We start from the raw sequence: 16,760 nt of genomic DNA on the forward strand, positions 1-16,760 counted from the left end.
CAGGGGTTGTCACAGTCTTTCCTTACACAGCACTTGATGAGTTAACAAAATGATAGGGAGAGGGCAGTTTTTTGTCTAATATATTAATAATTAAAATTAAGACGTTTAAAGTATGAATATTGAGTTGAGGCATCTGCGTTATTTTATCGCCGTGGCGGAAGAGTTGCATTTTGGCCGTGCAGCGGAGCGGCTGCGTATTTCACAACCGCCGCTCAGCCAACAAATCCAGGCGCTGGAGGAAATGGTTGGCGCTCGCCTTTTGGCGCGGAATAACCGCAATGTCAGCCTGACTCAGGCGGGGGAGATGTTCCTGAAAGAAGCCTATCAGGTGCTCGATCAGGTCAGTCGTGCGGCGGAAAAGGCAGCGCGATTGGAACGCGGCGAACTTGGCGAACTGACCATTGGTTTCACCTCTTCGGCACCCTTTATCAGCGTAGTGTCGCGCAGCCTGCGGGCTTTCCGTCAGCAACACCCGCAGGTGCACATCAAGATGCGAGAAGTGAACACTAAGCAGCAGATCGAGCCCTTGCTCAATGGCGAGCTCGATCTGGGCGTGATGCGTAACACCCGCTTGCCGGACGTGTTGAAACATCAACTTTTACTGTGCGAGCCCCTGGTGGCAGTGGTGCCTGAAGGGCATCCGCTAACCCAGGTGGCTTCCGGTACCTTGCGTTTCCAGCATCTGGCGGAAGAACCCTTTGTGTTTTTCTCGCGTGAGGTGGGAACCGCGTTGCATGACGAAATTTTGTCGCTGCTGGCCAAGGCGGGGATCACGCCCTATATCACTCAGGAAGTTGGCGAGGCGATGACCATCATTGGCCTGGTGTCTTCTGGCCTGGGTATCTCTATACTTCCGGCGTCTTTCGCCCGGGTTAAAATCGACGGAGTACAATATTTGCCGCTCGCGGAGCCGGAGGCGATGACTGAAGTGTGGCTGGTGCACCATCGTCAACGGCCGTTGACGGCGGCGGCAAAATCCTTGATGGCGTTACTGTTGCCCTGACGGAGCAACTGGGTAAATAAAACACAATCCGTAGCGAAAGCAGGGTGAATTTGTGCAGCAAATCACATAACGAATCAAATAGTTGACGCTGTATTCCAAAAGCCCCACCATAGCCGATAGTCTTTATTTAGAAGCGCGAAAAATAGTAGGAGCAGGTTTGTGATTGCTGTTGGGCAGCCTGGGCATATTGATCAAATCAAGCAAACAAATGCAGGGGCAGTTTATCGGTTAATCGATCAACTGGGCCCAATTTCGCGCATCGAACTGTCAAAGCGAGCACAGCTGGCGCCCGCCAGCATCACCAAAATCGTGCGGGAGCTGTTGGAAGCCCATCTGGTTAAAGAAACCGAATATCAGGAAGTGGGCAGCCGCGGCCGCCCGGCGGTGGGTCTGGTGCTGGACACCGAAGCCTGGCATTACCTTTCCGCCCGCATCAGCCGTGGCACCATCACGCTGGCGCTGCGTGATATCAGCAGCAAGCTGGTAGTTGAGGAAATCCTCCCCCTGGCCGCCAAACACCCCGATCCGCTGCTGAAACGCATTCTGACCGAAGTCGATCAGTTCTTTATCCGCCATCAAAGCAAACTGGAGCGGTTGACGGCCATTGCCATTACCTTACCGGGGATGGTGGATGCGATTTCCGGCGTGGTGCATCGCATGCCGTTTTACGACGTGGAAGATATGCCCTTGGGGCCGGCGTTGGAAACGCGCACCGGTCTGCCGGTGTATCTGCAGCACGACATCAGCGCCTGGACCATGGCCGAAGCCTTATACGGCGCTTCACGCGGCAGTCAAAACGTCATTCAGGTGGTGATCGATCATAACGTCGGCGCTGGCGTCATCACCGGTGGTCGGGTGCTGCATGCCGGTAGCCGCAGCGTGGTAGAGATTGGTCATACCCAGGTCGACCCTTACGGCAAACGCTGTTACTGCGGTAACCACGGCTGCCTGGAAACCGTAGCCAGTATTGAAAATATGTTGGAAATCGCCCGCACGCGGCTCGGGACCTCGATGAGTTCCAGCCTGCACGGCATGCCGCTGACGGTCGAATCGCTGTGTGATGCGGCGCTGGCAGGCGACCAACTGGCCAAAGATATCATTCTTGGCGTGGGCCATAGCGTAGGCCGTATCCTGGCTATCATGGTCAACCTGTTCAATCCGGAAAAAATCCTGGTCGGCTCCCCGCTAAACCGCGCGGCGGAAATTCTGCACCCGGCCATTGCCTCCTGCATTCGTCAGCAATCTCTGCCGGCTTACAGCGAGCATATTAAGGTGGAGTCCACCCAGTTCTTCAACAAAGGCACCATGCCCGGTGCGGCTTTGGTGAAAGAAGCGTTATACAACGGTTCGCTATTGGTTCAGTTACTGCAAGGCTAACACCAATCAGGAATACTTATCGTTTAACGCCAAAATGTTGCGCTACCTCAAGCCCGTGCCTGTCGGCATCCTCTAGACTTTTCCCCGTTCTACTCTTTCGCCGTAAACCCGGCGATATTTTGGTTAACGGTGTATCTCGGGGCAATTAAGTCATGTTAACGCGTTTATTTGTAACAGGAACGGATACCGATGTCGGTAAAACCGTGGTTTCTCGCGCTTTGTTGCAGGCCTTTGCCGCACAGGGCCGCTCAGTGGCCGGCTACAAGCCGGTTGCTGCACGCTGTCAGGAAACCAGTGAAGGCCTTCGCAATAAAGACGCTTTGGTTCTGCAGGCCTCTTCAACTCTGCCGCTGTCATATCAGGAAATTAATCCCATCACCTGTCTGGAAGAAGTGTTTCACGCGCAACCTACCGACGATATCAACTATGGTGTGATGAGCAGCGGACTGCAGCATTTATCCGCCAAGGCCGATACCGTGGTGGTCGAGGGCAGTGGCGGTTGGCGCGTGCTGATGAACGACATGCGGCCTTATGCCGAATGGGTGGTGCAGGAGCAGTTGCCGGTAGTTTTAGTGGTGGGGATTAAATTGGGCTGTGTCAGCCATGCGTTGTTAACGGCTCAGTCGATCATTAATGACGGCTTACCTTTGCTGGGCTGGGTGGCTAACCGCATTAACCCGGGGCTGGCGCACTATGCCGAAACCATCGACGCGTTGCAGCAGCGCATTCCTGCGCCGTTGCTGGGTGAAATTCCTTATCTGCCGCGGGCTGAGCAGCGTGAATTGGCACATTACCTGGATATCTCACCGCTGCTGAACCGCTAGGCGTTGTGATAGACCGACACCGAGCGCAAACCGCGTGAAACGGTAGTGGCGATCACGCAGGCCAGCAAAATGCCCGGCAGCAGGGTGTATTCACCGGTCATTTCGAACACCATCAACGCAGCCATGATCGGCGCGTGGGTGGTTGCGGCCAGCAGCGTGGCCATACCGGTCAGCGCCATCAGCAGCGGCACCGCGCTGCCCAGTTCCGGCCAGGTGGCGCACAGTTGCCCAACCACCGAACCCAGGGCGGCCCCGACAAACAGCGTTGGCGTGAATACGCCGCCGGGCGCTCCGGAACCGCTGCTGGCGAGCACCGCCAACAGTTTACAAATCAGAATGGCGCCAACCAGCAATACGCCGGGCGGCGCACTGAGCAGTGACTGCACCACGCTGTAGCCATTGCCCCACACCTCAGGAAACAGCAGCGAAAGCAACCCCACGATCAAGCCGCCGAGCGCCAATTGCAAAGGGGGCTTCAGGCGCAGCGAACGGAAAGCATGGCCGGTGGCCTGCATCGCCCATAAAAATAGCGGGCCGCAAATGCCGGCCAATACGCCCAGTAGCGCCATCAGCAGATATTGCACCGGCCAGGGGGCGGGCAGAGGCTCAACCAGATACAACGGCGCCTGGCCACCGTTAAGCAAGTTGGTCATCAGCAGTGCGCAAACGGCGGCAATCACCACCGGGCCCAGCGAGGCCAGCATCAGCGTGCCAAACAGGATTTCCGCAATAAACAGGCTGCCTGCCAGCGGGGCGTGGTAGGCGCTGGCCATCCCGGCAGCCGCGGCGCAGGCGACCCACAGTTTCCATTCTTTCTCGTGGGTGAAGCGTTGAGCAAACACTGAACCTACCAGCGCGGCCAACAGGATCATCGCACCTTCGCGACCGATGGCGCTGCCGCTGGAGACCACCAGCAGCGAAGCCAGGCATTTCACCAGGCTGGCACTGACGTCCAGCCGCCCGTCGCCGGTTTCGATCGCTTCCATATAATCGGTTGGCGCTATCTGTCGTTGATGTTGATAGCGCTGGTAAACCCACAGCAGCGTGCCCGCCGCCAGGCCGCCTAACGCCGGGGTCAGCGCCCTTCGCCAGGCCCGCAACGCGGAGGCGGCAGCGACAAGGCTGCCGCTCTCATGGTCGAGCAACAGCCATTCCAGGCCCAGCATCGCACGGTGAAACAGCCAAACCACCAACGCGGCGGCTATACCAAGAAAGATGGCAATAAACAGGCGGCGCAGCAGGGCGCGATAGTGGTGCAGGTGGACCCATCGTTTCATGCGTCAGTAAAATCAGGAGAAAAATGAAAGGTTCAGCGGAGTATTGTGCTTGGCGTGTCAGCCGAAGGCCAGTGAATCTTTGCAGAATTGGCGGAGGGTTCATGGTTTAGCGGGATGGCAGGGATTTACCCTGATTTTTGTGACGATGTCACTTGAAGTTCAAATGGTGCGTTTTTCGCCAGCGAAAACAGCTAACTAGACAGCGGTAACGGCAGCGACTCGTCGGGCTGATATAATGGGATGAAAATGAGAATCCAAGGTTTGTAATCACGCTATGACAAATAACGAAGCCTCAGCGCCACTCCCTCATCGTCCGTTGATCCTGATTGCCTGCATGTTGGCGATGTTTATGTCAGCCATTGAGGCGACGATTGTCGCCACGGCGATGCCCACAATTATCGGCGATCTGGGCGGGTTTTCTCTACTGGGCTGGGTGTTTGCGGTGTATTTGTTGGCGCAGGCCATTACTATTCCGATTTATGGCCGGCTGGCGGACTTCCTCGGGCGCAAACGGGTATTTTTCTTTGGCGCCACGCTGTTTTTGCTGGGTTCGGTACTGTGCGGCTTCTCACCCAATATGTACTGGCTGATCGGTTTTCGGCTGCTGCAGGGCCTGGGGGCCGGGGCGATTATGCCGATAGCCACCACCATCATCGGCGATGTTTACAGCGCCACCGAACGGCCGAAGGTAATGGGCTATCTGTCCAGCGTCTGGGGTGTTTCGGCGATCGTTGGCCCGCTACTGGGCGCGTTTATCGTCCAGCATCTGCCTTGGGCGTTGGTGTTCTGGGTTAATTTACCCATTGGCCTGTTGGCGATGTTTTTCCTTGGCCGCTATTTGCCTTCTCACCAACAGCTACGTAAGCATGCGTTGGATCTGGCGGGCACTGCCTGGCTGACGCTGTTTGTTTCGGCGCTGTTGTTATCGCTGCTGCAGGCCGAAAACCTCGGGTGGTGGGTGCTGCCCCTGTTGGGCTTGGCGGCCGTTGCGCTGATGTTGTTGGTTCGACAGGAGCGCCGTGCGCCGGAGCCATTGTTCCCACTGGCGCTGTGGCAAAGCCGGGTGATTGTGGCCGGCAATATTGGCGGACTGGTGATTGGTGCGGCGATGATGGGGATTAGCGCTTTCCTGCCGACCTTTATTCAGGGCGTGATGGGCGGGACACCGCTGGAAGCCGGTACCACGCTGGCGCTGATGTCGATTGGTTGGCCGCTGGCCAGCACCTTCAGCGGGCGGCTGATGCTGATGACGTCCTACCGTACGACGGCGCTGCTGGGCGCGCTGTTGCTGGTGGCCGGTGGGCTGATCTTATTGCTGATGCAACCGAGCGGTGGTTTGCTGTGGGGCAGAGTGGCCGCCTTTATGATCGGTGCCGGTATGGGGCTGTGCAACACCACGTTTTTGGTTTCGGTGCAGAACGCCGCGCACCACAGCATCCGTGGCATCGCCACTGCTTGCACGGTGTTTACCCGCATGATGGGCTCGGCGATCGGTACCGCGATTTTGGGGGCCACACTGAACATTAACCTTCAGGTGCGTCTGCCGCAAACGACCGATCCGGTCCAACAGTTGATGGAGCCGGCTACGCGTGGCGCAATGGGGTCGGAAATGCTGGCAGAGATGACGCAGCAGGTTGCCGCCTCACTGCATTGGGTATTTTTGGTCTCCGCTATCATTTCACTGTTGGCATTGGCGGCTGCGATGTTGATCCCCGCCCGGCATCGGCCGCAGGGTGAGGGAGAAGAGGCGGAACAAGCCTAAAGGAAAGGGCGCTGATAGCGCCCTGGATCAGAATTACTGTGCGGTTTTGGTATCTTGACTGGTGCCGGTCTGGGCCGCATCACCGCTGTCGTCGCCGTTGCTCAGGCGAGTATATACAATCTTTTGGGTGTCGTTCTCGCAGTGGCCAACCACCAGCCCGCCGGCCTGTTGGGCCTGATCGTTAGGCACGATATCCAGCTTGAAGCCGGATTCCGGCACGCCGTTGTTGATAATTTTCTGCGAAATGTCCGCCTTCACGCTCTCGCACGAGGCCAGGGCGGCCAGGGGGGCTGCGGCCATCAGCACTGCACCCAAGATAAGCGCTTTTTTCATCAATTCGTCCTTTTTGAGAATGGGCTTCCTTAGTCAGAATAGCAGCAACGGCGGCGGAGAGTAACGGCCGCCGCGTGCTGCCGCAAGATTAAGGATTAATCTGACGACCGGTCTGACGATCCAGACACTTGCGAGTATTGGGTTCCCAATATGCATTAACGTTCAGGCTGTCGTTGCAGCGGTCTTCGTTATCAATCGCCTTGTCTACCTTGTCGAACTCTTTCTCCACGCGGGTGTTGACCTTATGGCGCAGAGATTTGGTGTCGTTGAACTGTTCTTTGCTCTGACGAGCCGCTTCGGTACTCATGGCGCCGCTGTTACTGCCGTCGACGGTCACGCAGGTGCTGCCCTGAGTGCAACTGGCGGCCAGTGCCGGTGCCTGCCAGGCGCCCATCAGCATCAGCATGGCGACCGGCAGCATCCCGCGCAGCAGTCGTTGAGTAGAAAGTGTTTTCATCGTTTCATCCTTATGAGTTAGTGTTGCCTGATAGCGGCAGCACTGGCTTTAACGCGCCCTCGGGCGTGCTGATAAATATACCATCCTGCTCTTGGAGTGCACCAATTAAGCGCCACATCGTTTACTTTACAGAGAGAAAGCTTTCCCCATGTTAAAGACCACCCTGTTATTTTTCGCCACCGCGCTGGCAGAGATCGTCGGCTGTTTCTTACCTTATCTGTGGTTGAAAAAGGGCGCCAGCGCCTGGCTGCTGCTGCCGGCGGCGGCCAGCCTGATGCTGTTTGTTTGGTTATTGACGCTGCATCCTGCAGCCAGCGGGCGTGTATATGCGGCGTATGGCGGAGTCTACGTTGCGACGGCACTGTTGTGGCTGCGGGTGGTTGATGGGGTGAAACTGTCGGCGTTGGACTGGCTGGGCGCCGGGGTGGCGTTGGCGGGGATGCTGATTATTTTTTCGGGCTGGCGAGCGGCCTGACAAGCGGCGGCAGGGGCTGGCCCTGCCGCATAAAATCACGCTTCGCGGTGGATATTCAATCCGGCAAAGGATTGGCTGACCGGCATGATCTCCAGCGAGTTGATGTTAACGTGGGCCGGCAGAGTCGCCACCCAGAACACCGACTCGGCAATATCTTCCGGCGTCAACGCATTGGCGCCGTCGTAGACCTTATCCACCTTGCCGTCATCGCCTTTGAAGCGCACGTTAGAGAATTCCGTTCCGCCCACCAGGCCTGGCTCAATGTCGGTTACGCGGATGCGGGTGCCGTGCAGGTCGGCGCGCAGGCCGAGGCTGAATTGCTTGACGAAGGCCTTGGTCGCGCCGTAGACGTTACCGCCGGCATAGGGCCAGTTGGCAGCAACGGAGCCGATATTGATCACATGGCCGACGTTGCGTTCAACCATTGCCGGCAGCAGGGCGCGGGTCATGTTCACCAGGCCTTTGGCATTGGTGTCGATCATGGTTTCCCAATCATCGGCGTTGGCCTTGTGCGCAGGCTCCAAACCTAACGCCAGACCGGCGTTGTTCACCAGCACGTCAATCTGGCGCAGTGCCGCAGGCAGCTCATCAATCACCTGCTGAATTGCCGCGCGATTACGTACGTCCAGACGGACGATATGCAGCGCCTCGCCCAATTCGTCTTTCAACTCTTCCAGACGTTCAATACGGCGGCCGGAGGCGATTACCTGATGGCCTTCGCGGATAAAACGTCGTGTGATGGACTCACCAAACCCTGAGGTGGCGCCCGTGACAAAAATGATCATGCTACTGTTCCTCAACTGTTTTTAACCACATGCTAATAGCATTAGCATAATCCCGGTTTAAGTGGCAGTGGTTATCGGCGTCGACATAAAAAAACCGCCATCGCTGCTGCCAGACGGGCGGTTTTTTGGTCAGAGGGTTATACAAGCCGGGCAGAAAGTGCCCGTTCTGCAATGCAGCTACAGCTGAGGCGGTACGTGGTACACCACGCAGTCATATTTGGTATTTTCGCGTCGGCCTGCCACTACGCCGCCCAGAGATTCGGCGATGCGTCGGCTGGGGGTGTTTTGTTCTGCCACCGGATAGATAAAGTGACGCGGCCGGTAGCGCTCGCTGGCCCACACCGCCATGGCATGAACGATTTCGCGGCCGTAGCCGTTACCGTGCAGGCTCTCTTTTACCCAGATACCCAGCTCCGGGGTGGTGTTGTGCAAGTCATGCAGGCCGCCCATGCCGACAAACTCTTTGCTGTCGCGCAGGCGAGCGACGAAAATCAGCTCCTCACCTTCACGGATCAGCGGCAGCCAGGTTTGCCAAACGTTGGCGAAGGCCTCCGGCGACTCTTCAGGCTCAAAATTCATAAAGCGCGTCAGTGTAGGGGTAATCGCCTGGTAAACATCGTCGGCATCTGCTGCGGTAAAAGGGGCAATCAACAACCGGTCGGTGTTCACGCGGCACTGAGAAAGGTCACTGTGGATCATTATTATTACCTCGCTTTTCAGGCCAAAACGGCAAAAAATCCGCACCGGTGAAACGGGGCGGATCATCGATATTACGTTGATTGGCGACAGATGCGACTTATTTCTGCAATCGCTGAGGCGAGAGCGGCAAAGGTTCGGCCGCCGGTTTTCGCTGGCGTACCTCACTGCCGGCGTTCGGATCCAGGGTAAAGCTGTCAATCACCGCCAGCAGCGCGATAACGCCGATGACCACAAACGCCAGTTGGAAATCGACCAATGGAATGCGCGCTGTGGACTGCGGCATCAGCATTTCCGCCAGGCGCAGTGCCAACGCGCCGATGGCGATACCCAGCCCGCTGCCCATTTGCTGCGAGACATTAAACAACGTATTGGCGCCGTTCATTTGCGGCTGCGGCACTTCGGAAAACGCTAACGTGTTGAGCGCAGTGAACTGCATGGAGCGCGTCAGTCCACTGACGAACAGCAGCCCCAAAATCAGCCAGGTCGGCGTCTGCGGCGTCAACAACGCGCAGGCGAAAATGGTAGCGGCATTGAGCAAACCGTTCACCACCAGCGTAGTACGGAAACGAAAACGGTACAGCACCGCCGAGGTAAAGGGCTTCATCACCAGGTTGCCGGCGAACACCGCCAGCACCAACAGCCCGGCATCGAAGGCGTTAAGGCCAAACCCAATCTGGAACAATAGCGGCAGCAAGAAGGGCACGGCACCGATGGCGATACGGAACAGCGTACCGCCCCAAATCGTGACGGCGTAACTTTTTATCCGCATCGCCCACAGGTTGATTAAAGGATGTGCCGTACGCTTGGCATGGCGAACCGCCAGTGCACCCAGTGCCAGGCTGCCAAAAATGCACAACGCGGGTACCAGCCAGGACAATTGCGGATGGTTGATCAGATCCAAACCGAACATCAGGCCGAAGCAGGCAATGCCGGTCAGCACGAAGCCGAGTGCGTCAAAGGGAACGCCTTTCTGCGGCGCTTCCTGAGGAATCAGTCGCCAGGCCAGCCACAGTGCGGCGATGCCCAGCGGCACGTTCAGAATAAAAATCCAGTGCCACGAGGCGTAAGTGGTAATAAATCCCCCGACCGGCGGACCGAGGATCGGGGCCACCAGGCCCGGCCAGGTAATGGTGGCGATGGCTTTGATTAAATCGGGTTTGGCGGTATTGCGCAGCACCACCAGGCGCCCGACCGGCACCATCAACGCTCCGCCGAAGCCCTGCAGAATTCGGGCAGCAGTAAACGTCGGCAGGTTAACGCTGGCGGCACAGAGCACCGATGCCAGGGTAAAAATCAGCACTGCCGCCGCGAAGATATTGCGCGCGCCAAAGCGGTTGGCAATCCAGCCGCTGGCAGGAATAAATACCGTCAGCGTCAGAATATAGGCCGAAATACCGATGTTCATGTCCACCGGTCGCACGCCGAAAGCCGCCGCCATCTGCGGCATGGCGGTGACGATCACTGTCCCGTCGAGGTTTTCCATAAAAAAAGCACCCGCCACCAGCAGTGGCAGCGCAGTGGCGCGTGAAAAGAAACTCATGGCAAAGCACGCCGGACGAAGCGCGGACAGGATGCGGACATGACAGAAACCCCGTTTCAAAAATGTTAACGCCGGAAGAGTTTTTGAGGATAACGCATTGCGCCGAGGTTAAAAAGAGGTTGAGCGGGTGATAATTAGCGGGCGCAGCGCTTGCGCCCGCACAGGGAAATCAGAACTTCACCGAACCTTGCAAATACAGAGTTCGTGGCTGACCGATGTATAGCCCCTTGTTGTTATCGTCGTAAGCGCGGGTGAAATATTCATGGTCAAACAGGTTTTTAACCCCGAGGCCCAGATTCAGTCCGGCCATTTCCGGTCCAAAATCATAGGCGGCGCGCAGGCCCCACAGCATATAGCCAGGAATGCGGCCGGTACTGCCATCGGCACTTTCCGCCACGGTGTTTGCATTGTCGGCGAACTGGCTGGACTGGAATTCACTGTTGAGGTTGAACGTCCAACTGCCCGGCGTGTAATCCAGCCCCAGCGTACCTTTATGCTTCGGTGAGAACGGCACCTGGTTGCCTTTGTAGGCGCCTTCCTCACGGATGGTGGCGTTGACATAGGCATAGCTGGCGTAAACCGTCACGTCGTCCAGTTTGGGAGTCAACTGCGACAGATCGTAACGCAGGTTGCCCTCCAGCCCGGCGTGTCGAGTTTTGCCACGTGCGGTGACGCTGTCGGTGACCTGGTTCGAATCATACTGATTATTGAAGTTGATCAGGAACAGGCCAATCTCACTTTGCAGCGCATCGCCTTCATAGCGGGTGCCCAGTTCCCAGGTTCGCGCTTTTTCCGGTTCGATATTGCCGCTGTCGACCGCTTTACCCATCTGGCTGTATTGCACCGTGCCGAACGAGCCTTCGGTATTGGCGTACAGGTTCCAATATTCGTTCAGATGATACATGACATTCAGCGCAGGCAGCGGGGCGTTGTAGCTGACGTCGAGGCGATTATTCTTGATGTAATTATTCTGATAGGAAGAGATATGCTCATAGCGCATGCCCGGCGTGATGGTCCAATCGCCGATATCTATGCGGTCATCAATGTAAAAGGCGTGGGCGTCAGTGCCGGACTGAGTATCGCGATCGTAAGGACTGCTGGTTGAAGGTAATACGCCGCTGCTGGCCTTGCTGTAGTAGCGTAGCTCATGGGTCGATTCGCTGACGTAGCGATAACCTACGCCGACTTCATGCGCCGACTGGCCCCAGCGGAAGCTTTGGCTGTAGCGTGGCTCCACGCCGCGTACCCAATATTCGCGTGGCGAAAGCGTCAGGTTCTTGCCCTGATCGAGATAGCCGCTGCGCAGGGTATAGGTATAGAAACTCTGCACGTCGAATTTGTGTTGCTGATCCGGCTGATATTGATAGCCGAAGTTGGCCAACTGGCGACGGCCCCAGAATTTGTCATAAGGACGCGTAGACTGGAATGGATTGGCGTTGTAATCCGCCCGGCTTAATCCACCCGGCATATCGGCCTGGCCTTCGTAATATTGCAATAAGCTATTAAAGGTGTGCACCTCGTTTGGCGCATAGCGGCTTTTCAACATCACGTCGTCGATTTTGGTCGAACTGTGTTCGCGCCAGTCGCTGCCGCGGGTGCCGGAATAAAGCAACGCGCTGCCAAAGCCGTTGTCGGCGGTACCACCGATCATCAGGTTGCCGGTGCCTTTGGGGTGATCCTGACGGGAGGTCGGGCTAAGTTGGCCCTGCATGCCGGCTTCCATGCCGAAGGTTTTCGGGATGGCCTTGGTGACAAAGTTCACTACGCCACCGACGCTTTGCGGCCCGTAACGTACGGCACCGCCGCCGCGGACCACGTCTACTGCATCCATATTGCCAAGGGATACCGGTGCTAGCGACAGCTGTGGTTGACCATAAGGGGCAAAGGGCACCGGAATGCCGTCCATCAGCACCGTCGAACGGCTGGCCAGGCGCGGGTTCAAACCACGAATGCCGAAATTGAGTGCCATATCGTGGCTGCCGGTGCCGTTATTTTCCGGAGCAACCACGCCCGGCACGCGATTCAGCGCTTCTCGCAAGGTGGTGGCGCCGGTTTTGGCAAACTCTTCTCGGCGCACCACGTCACGCGCGCCGGCGTGTTCGAATACGTCAATCTGACGGCCTTCAGCCAGCCAGTCACCGACCACGGTGATGTCTTGTTCTTGCTGCACCGTCGGCTGTTTGACCAGCGTAAAGCCATTAGCCCCCAACGCCTTGGCCTGCAAGCCGCTGCCTGCCAGCAGTGCGTTCAGCCCCTGATTAACGTCGTAGTTGCCTTTCAACCCTGGTGAACGCTTGCCGGCGGTCAAACTTCCGTCAACGGACAGCGCAATGCCGGCATGGGCGGCAAAGGCATTTAACGCGCCATCCAGATCGCCTGCGGGGATCTGATAAGCGGTAGCGGCAACCGGTGCTGTCTGCGCTGCCAGCAAGGGTGAAGCGAATGCCAGACCCACGGCGACCGCCAGTGGTTGAAGCGGTTTTCCCCAAAAATTGTTCATACCTTCTCCTGATTATTCTATTTTTTGCTGCAGTGTTTTAACTGGAGTCGGATGAAAACGAAAAAGGGACAATCAAGAATGAGATTTTTTATCATTTTCATTTAAATAAATCAGGCGGGGACCACTTTTAACCAATAACGGGTAAAGCTTTGCAGCCGGATCGGCAGCGTTTGGCTGAGCAGCAGGAGTGCGCGATCGGGCTCCCTCAGGGGGAAACTGCCGCTCACGCGTAGGCCGGCAATGGCAGGATCGCAATCCAAACGGCCGTGACGGTAACGCGCCAGTTCGGCAAGCACCTGATCCAGCCGCCATTGACTGACGCTCAGCACGCCGCGGGTCCAGCTGTCGCCGTTGCCGGCTGCCTGTTGTTGGCCGAATGCCGCAGCGCTAAAGCTGATTTGTTCCCCGGCGTTAACCCGTCGTTTTTCCTGTGGGAACTGTGCCAGTTGGGCTTCCACGGCGTGTTCAAGCACCGTCAGTTGCGTTTGATCGTCGTTTTCTCGCACCAGGAAATGGGTGCCGAGTGCGCGCATGGCACCTTGCCGGCTTTCGACCCAAAACGGCCGGTCGTCGCGGCCGGTAATCAAACTGATTTCTCCGCTGTGCAGCAGGATCAGCCGTTTTTCAGCGCTGTAGCGAACATCGACAGCGCTGGCGGTATTGAGTACCAACTGGCTGCCGTCGCTGAGGACGATGGGTTTAATTTCACCGGTAGCGGTACGGTAGTCGGCGCGCAGCTCGCGGCCCAACGGGGACTGAAAGCCCAACCAACCGACACCCAGCAACAGCAACAGACTTTTCAGCAGGGTGCGGCGATCCAGCGTGGACTGGCGGCCGGCCTGGTCGAGCGTGCGATAGCTGAATTTTCCAGGTACGCCCTGCAACTGACTTTGCAGTGCTTCAACGCGTTGCCAGGCCCAGCGGTGATCTTCGTTTTGTTGGTGCCAGGCCTGCCACTGTTGCCGTTGGTGCTCGGTGACGTTTTCGTCGCATAACAGGGCAAACCATTGGGCGGCCATTTTCAGCGCCTGGCGCTGCTCGGGGGTGAGGGTGTGGCTCATTACGGGTATTCGGTTTCCAGGCTGAACAGCAGGCAGTGCTCGGCGGCTTTGGCCATGTATTTTTTTACTGAACTGACCGAAACGCCGAGGCGTTGTGCAATCTCGGCATAGCCCAGTCCTTCGAGCTGCGACAGCAAAAAGGCCTGTTTGATCTTTGGCCCCAGCCCGTCGAGCATGCTGTCGATGTGTTGCAGACTTTCAAGCAGGCTGTGGCGCTGTTCGGGTGAGGGCGCCAGCGCCTCCGGCATCAGCGCCAGCATATCCAGATAAGCGCGCTCCAGCGTTTTGCGGCGGAAGAAATCGACCATCACCCGCTTGGCGAGGGTGACCAAAAAATCTTTGGGTTCGCGAATAGCGGCGGCGGAGTCGTTTTTCAGGACCCGCATGAAGGTGTCCTGTGCCAGGTCGTCGGCGTCAAAAGCGCAACCGAGTCGACGTTGCAGCCAGCCCCGCAGCCAACCGTGATGGGTTGCGTAGAGGCGTGTAAGCGCATCTGAGGAAGTAGGGGCTGTGGCTGACATGGGTTCCGCGCTGCCGGTCAAAAAAGATGCGCGGATGATAATTGAGAATGGTTATCGTTTCAAGTTTGACGCCATCCCTGGCCACGCGAACTTTCAACTTTCACTCAAGCGCAGTCCCGTCGCGGCATCGAACAGGTGGATCGCATCACGGTTGGGCGCTAACCACAGCGGCTGGTCGCTTTGTGCGTTAATTCGTCCGTTGAACTGTACGTGCAGCCGATAACCGCCCCAGTTGATATGCAGCAGGCTGACATCGCCGGTGATCTCCATCAGTCGCAGTTGGGCGGCAGGTTGCTCGCTGGTGTCGACCAGGTGGAAGTCATGGGGACGCAGCCCGAGGATCACCTTGCTGCCTGCCACAACATGCTGCCATTTTGCGGGCAATGGCAGCCAGAGTTCGTCACAGGTGACGCCAGGCCGGTCGTTGCGCGGCGTGACGACGCCGTCCAACAGGTTCATTGGCGGTGAGCCGATAAAGCGCGCCACAAAGGTATCAGCGGGGGCGTCGTAGATCTCCAACGGTTTGCCTTGCTGCACGATATTGCCATCTTTCATCACCACGATTTGGTCCGCCAGCGTCATGGCTTCAATCTGATCGTGGGTGACATACACCGTGGTGGTTTTGAACTGCTGATGCAGGGCCTTGATCTCGGCACGCAGCTCCATGCGCAGTTGGGCATCGAGATTGGATAGCGGTTCGTCGAATAAAAATACCTTGGGATTACGTACCATGGCGCGGCCCATCGCTACCCGCTGCCGTTGGCCGCCGGAGAGTTCTTTTGGATAGCGCTGTAAAAGATGATCGATCGCCAAAATGCGCGCTGCTTGCTGAACCTTGGCCTGCTGCTCAGCCTTGGTTACCTTCATCACCCGCATGTGAAAAGCCATGTTTTCCGCCACCGTCAGGTGCGGATAGAGCGCATAGCTCTGGAACACCATGGCGATGTCGCGGTCGGCAGGATCCAGATCGTTGATCTTCTTTTTATCCAGCAGGATCGTGCCCTCCGTTAGGCTGTCCAGCCCGGCCAACAGGCGCAGCAGCGTGGACTTGCCGCAGCCTGACGGGCCGACCAGCACGGTAAAACTGCCGTCGGGGATCACCAGATCCAGGGGGTTCAATACCCGCTGTTTGCCATAGTATTTGGCCACTTTTACCAGTTCTACACTTGCCATCAGACCATTTCTCCGGCGCAGGTTTTCAGGGTATTCCAGTCCAGGTATTGGCGCGGTGAACTGCTGATAGCGTGGCTGGCAGCACGAATACCCCAGCGCAGCGCCACTGCTGACGAGTGGCCATGCAGGCAGGCGGTCAGGAAACCGGCATTGAAACTGTCGCCGGCACCAATGGTGTCGACCACCTTGATCGGATGTGCCGCCGCCTGCAATAACCGTTCGCCGCACCACATGCGCGCACCGTCCGGACCACATTTCACCACGCAGGCGGCGTCGGCAGGCTGTTGACGATTCAGGGTGCGAGCGGCGGTGTACAGATCCTCACTGCCCGCCATGCCGCAGGTTTCCACTTCATTGAGCAGCAAAATATCGCAGAACGGCAGCCAGTCGGCGATTTGTGTGCGTAATGGTTCGCTCCAGCCCTGTGGGGGCCAACCGGTATCAACCGCAATGCGATAGCCGCGCTGGCGCAGGGTCTTCAGCAACGCCGGGTAGTCCGCCAACAAGGTGGTGCACAGGAAGGTGCCGCACAACAAAACGGTGTCGCCGCTGCCGGCCAACACCGGGATCTGATGCAGCACATCGTCCTGGCTGAGGCGGGTAATATGCCCCTGATTGCTAAAAAACGTGCGTTCATTGTCGGGGTGGGTGACGCCGAAAGTCAGCGAAGTTTCGCAGCTGTAGATCGGCCAATACGGCGAGCTGTCCGGAAACAGCTGCGCCAGCCAGGGACTGAAATAGTCATTGCCCTGATTGGCCACCAGCCGGTAAGGGGTTTCCAGCGCTGCCAGCGCCAGTGCGCAGTTGCCTGCTGAACCGCCGGGGCGCAGCTCACTATGATCGAGCATCGCTTCAGTTCCTTTCTGCGGCCATTGCTGTAAGGTGCTCATGATCACATCGACGTTGATATTGCCCACCACGTACAGCGTGGGTTTGGTGTTGGTCTTCATCATGTCTATTTTCCCTGAATAAA

Annotated in this window: 16 protein-coding genes; 5 read left to right on the forward strand and 11 right to left on the reverse strand. The window is 57.4% G+C overall.

Annotated elements, in window-relative coordinates:
• Positions 1–112: 112 nt before the first annotated feature.
• The 3 genes from AAZT04_RS07195 (at position 113) to bioD (ending at position 3,204) form a co-directional block, all read left to right on the forward strand.
• Entirely contained in the window at positions 113–1,003 is an 891-nt protein-coding gene (locus AAZT04_RS07195; protein ID WP_046373645.1) for a LysR family transcriptional regulator, read from the forward strand.
• Between the two features lie 159 nt (positions 1,004–1,162).
• Positions 1,163–2,380, forward strand: a complete 1,218-nt coding sequence (gene mlc / locus AAZT04_RS07200) for a sugar metabolism global transcriptional regulator Mlc (protein WP_434679422.1) — start codon at positions 1,163–1,165, stop codon at positions 2,378–2,380.
• A gap of 152 nt (positions 2,381–2,532) precedes the next feature.
• A complete protein-coding gene (gene bioD, locus AAZT04_RS07205) occupies positions 2,533–3,204 on the forward strand; it encodes a dethiobiotin synthase (protein ID WP_020826758.1) in 672 nt (223 codons plus the stop codon).
• Here bioD and clcB read toward each other — a convergent pair.
• The gene (gene clcB / locus AAZT04_RS07210) at positions 3,201–4,481 is read right to left on the reverse strand and encodes a voltage-gated ClC-type chloride channel ClcB (RefSeq protein ID WP_434679424.1); all 1,281 of its coding nucleotides are present in this window, start codon (positions 4,479–4,481) and stop codon (positions 3,201–3,203) included. The two genes, bioD and clcB, sit on opposite strands and share 4 nt — an antisense overlap.
• Positions 4,482–4,755: 274 nt before the next feature.
• Between clcB and AAZT04_RS07215 the strand changes: the two genes are divergently transcribed.
• The gene (locus tag AAZT04_RS07215; protein ID WP_434679426.1) at positions 4,756–6,243 is read left to right on the forward strand and encodes an MDR family MFS transporter; all 1,488 of its coding nucleotides are present in this window, start codon (positions 4,756–4,758) and stop codon (positions 6,241–6,243) included.
• Positions 6,244–6,276: 33 nt separating this feature from the next.
• Here the strand turns inward: AAZT04_RS07215 and AAZT04_RS07220 are convergent, their stop codons facing one another.
• Entirely contained in the window at positions 6,277–6,576 is a 300-nt protein-coding gene (locus AAZT04_RS07220; RefSeq protein ID WP_020826761.1) for a DUF1161 domain-containing protein, read from the reverse strand.
• Between the two features lie 88 nt (positions 6,577–6,664).
• Entirely contained in the window at positions 6,665–7,033 is a 369-nt protein-coding gene (locus AAZT04_RS07225) for a DUF1283 family protein (RefSeq protein WP_020826762.1), read from the reverse strand.
• Between the two features lie 148 nt (positions 7,034–7,181).
• Between AAZT04_RS07225 and AAZT04_RS07230 the strand changes: the two genes are divergently transcribed.
• Positions 7,182–7,508, forward strand: coding sequence for a YnfA family protein (locus AAZT04_RS07230; protein ID WP_434679428.1), 327 nt, complete (start codon positions 7,182–7,184; stop codon positions 7,506–7,508).
• Between the two features lie 35 nt (positions 7,509–7,543).
• On the opposite strand, the gene ydfG is transcribed toward AAZT04_RS07230, so the two are convergent.
• From ydfG to AAZT04_RS07270, 8 genes are all read right to left on the reverse strand, one after another.
• Positions 7,544–8,293, reverse strand: coding sequence for a bifunctional NADP-dependent 3-hydroxy acid dehydrogenase/3-hydroxypropionate dehydrogenase YdfG (gene ydfG, locus AAZT04_RS07235; RefSeq protein WP_044550842.1), 750 nt, complete (start codon positions 8,291–8,293; stop codon positions 7,544–7,546).
• A 177-nt stretch (positions 8,294–8,470) separates the two neighbouring features.
• Positions 8,471–8,992: a GNAT family N-acetyltransferase gene (locus AAZT04_RS07240; RefSeq protein WP_041414537.1), complete on the reverse strand. Its 522-nt coding sequence runs from the start codon at positions 8,990–8,992 to the stop codon at positions 8,471–8,473.
• 97 nt (positions 8,993–9,089) lie between these two features.
• Complete coding sequence (locus AAZT04_RS07245) at positions 9,090–10,532, reverse strand: MFS transporter (protein WP_020826766.1); 1,443 nt, start codon at positions 10,530–10,532, stop codon at positions 9,090–9,092.
• A gap of 169 nt (positions 10,533–10,701) precedes the next feature.
• Positions 10,702–13,032: a TonB-dependent Fe(3+) dicitrate receptor FecA gene (gene fecA / locus AAZT04_RS07250; protein WP_334647301.1), complete on the reverse strand. Its 2,331-nt coding sequence runs from the start codon at positions 13,030–13,032 to the stop codon at positions 10,702–10,704.
• A 110-nt stretch (positions 13,033–13,142) separates the two neighbouring features.
• Positions 13,143–14,093 carry a ferric citrate uptake sigma factor regulator FecR gene (gene fecR / locus AAZT04_RS07255; RefSeq protein WP_129940546.1) on the reverse strand — a complete coding sequence of 317 codons (951 nt, stop codon included), beginning with the start codon at positions 14,091–14,093 and terminating at the stop codon, positions 13,143–13,145.
• Positions 14,093–14,614, reverse strand: coding sequence for a ferric citrate uptake sigma factor FecI (gene fecI / locus AAZT04_RS07260; protein WP_041414539.1), 522 nt, complete (start codon positions 14,612–14,614; stop codon positions 14,093–14,095). Before fecI ends, fecR begins: the two co-directional genes overlap by 1 nt.
• Positions 14,615–14,707: 93 nt before the next feature.
• On the reverse strand, positions 14,708–15,787 hold the full coding sequence (locus AAZT04_RS07265) for an ABC transporter ATP-binding protein (RefSeq protein ID WP_197820822.1): 1,080 nt from the start codon (positions 15,785–15,787) through the stop codon (positions 14,708–14,710).
• Complete coding sequence (locus AAZT04_RS07270) at positions 15,787–16,740, reverse strand: carbohydrate kinase family protein (protein WP_434679433.1); 954 nt, start codon at positions 16,738–16,740, stop codon at positions 15,787–15,789. The genes AAZT04_RS07265 and AAZT04_RS07270 overlap by 1 nt, the downstream gene beginning before the upstream one ends.
• Positions 16,741–16,760 lie beyond the last annotated feature (20 nt).

It is taken from the genome of Serratia sp. Je.1.23.a, assembly GCF_051129805.1.
In the GTDB taxonomy this organism is placed as follows: domain Bacteria; phylum Pseudomonadota; class Gammaproteobacteria; order Enterobacterales; family Enterobacteriaceae; genus Serratia; species Serratia liquefaciens.

Coding starts and splice junctions, on each gene's coding strand:
- AAZT04_RS07270 (WP_434679433.1), bottom strand. CDS start 16,740: ATGATGAAGACCAACACCAAACCCACGCTGTACGTGGTGGGCAATATC.
- AAZT04_RS07220 (WP_020826761.1), bottom strand. CDS start 6,576: ATGAAAAAAGCGCTTATCTTGGGTGCAGTGCTGATGGCCGCAGCCCCC.
- AAZT04_RS07245 (WP_020826766.1), bottom strand. CDS start 10,532: ATGAGTTTCTTTTCACGCGCCACTGCGCTGCCACTGCTGGTGGCGGGT.
- ydfG (WP_044550842.1), bottom strand. CDS start 8,293: ATGATCATTTTTGTCACGGGCGCCACCTCAGGGTTTGGTGAGTCCATC.
- fecA (WP_334647301.1), bottom strand. CDS start 13,032: ATGAACAATTTTTGGGGAAAACCGCTTCAACCACTGGCGGTCGCCGTG.
- bioD (WP_020826758.1), top strand. CDS start 2,533: ATGTTAACGCGTTTATTTGTAACAGGAACGGATACCGATGTCGGTAAA.
- AAZT04_RS07215 (WP_434679426.1), top strand. CDS start 4,756: ATGACAAATAACGAAGCCTCAGCGCCACTCCCTCATCGTCCGTTGATC.
- fecR (WP_129940546.1), bottom strand. CDS start 14,093: ATGAGCCACACCCTCACCCCCGAGCAGCGCCAGGCGCTGAAAATGGCC.
- clcB (WP_434679424.1), bottom strand. CDS start 4,481: ATGAAACGATGGGTCCACCTGCACCACTATCGCGCCCTGCTGCGCCGC.
- AAZT04_RS07195 (WP_046373645.1), top strand. CDS start 113: ATGAATATTGAGTTGAGGCATCTGCGTTATTTTATCGCCGTGGCGGAA.
- AAZT04_RS07240 (WP_041414537.1), bottom strand. CDS start 8,992: ATGATCCACAGTGACCTTTCTCAGTGCCGCGTGAACACCGACCGGTTG.
- AAZT04_RS07225 (WP_020826762.1), bottom strand. CDS start 7,033: ATGAAAACACTTTCTACTCAACGACTGCTGCGCGGGATGCTGCCGGTC.
- AAZT04_RS07265 (WP_197820822.1), bottom strand. CDS start 15,787: ATGGCAAGTGTAGAACTGGTAAAAGTGGCCAAATACTATGGCAAACAG.
- AAZT04_RS07230 (WP_434679428.1), top strand. CDS start 7,182: ATGTTAAAGACCACCCTGTTATTTTTCGCCACCGCGCTGGCAGAGATC.
- fecI (WP_041414539.1), bottom strand. CDS start 14,614: ATGTCAGCCACAGCCCCTACTTCCTCAGATGCGCTTACACGCCTCTAC.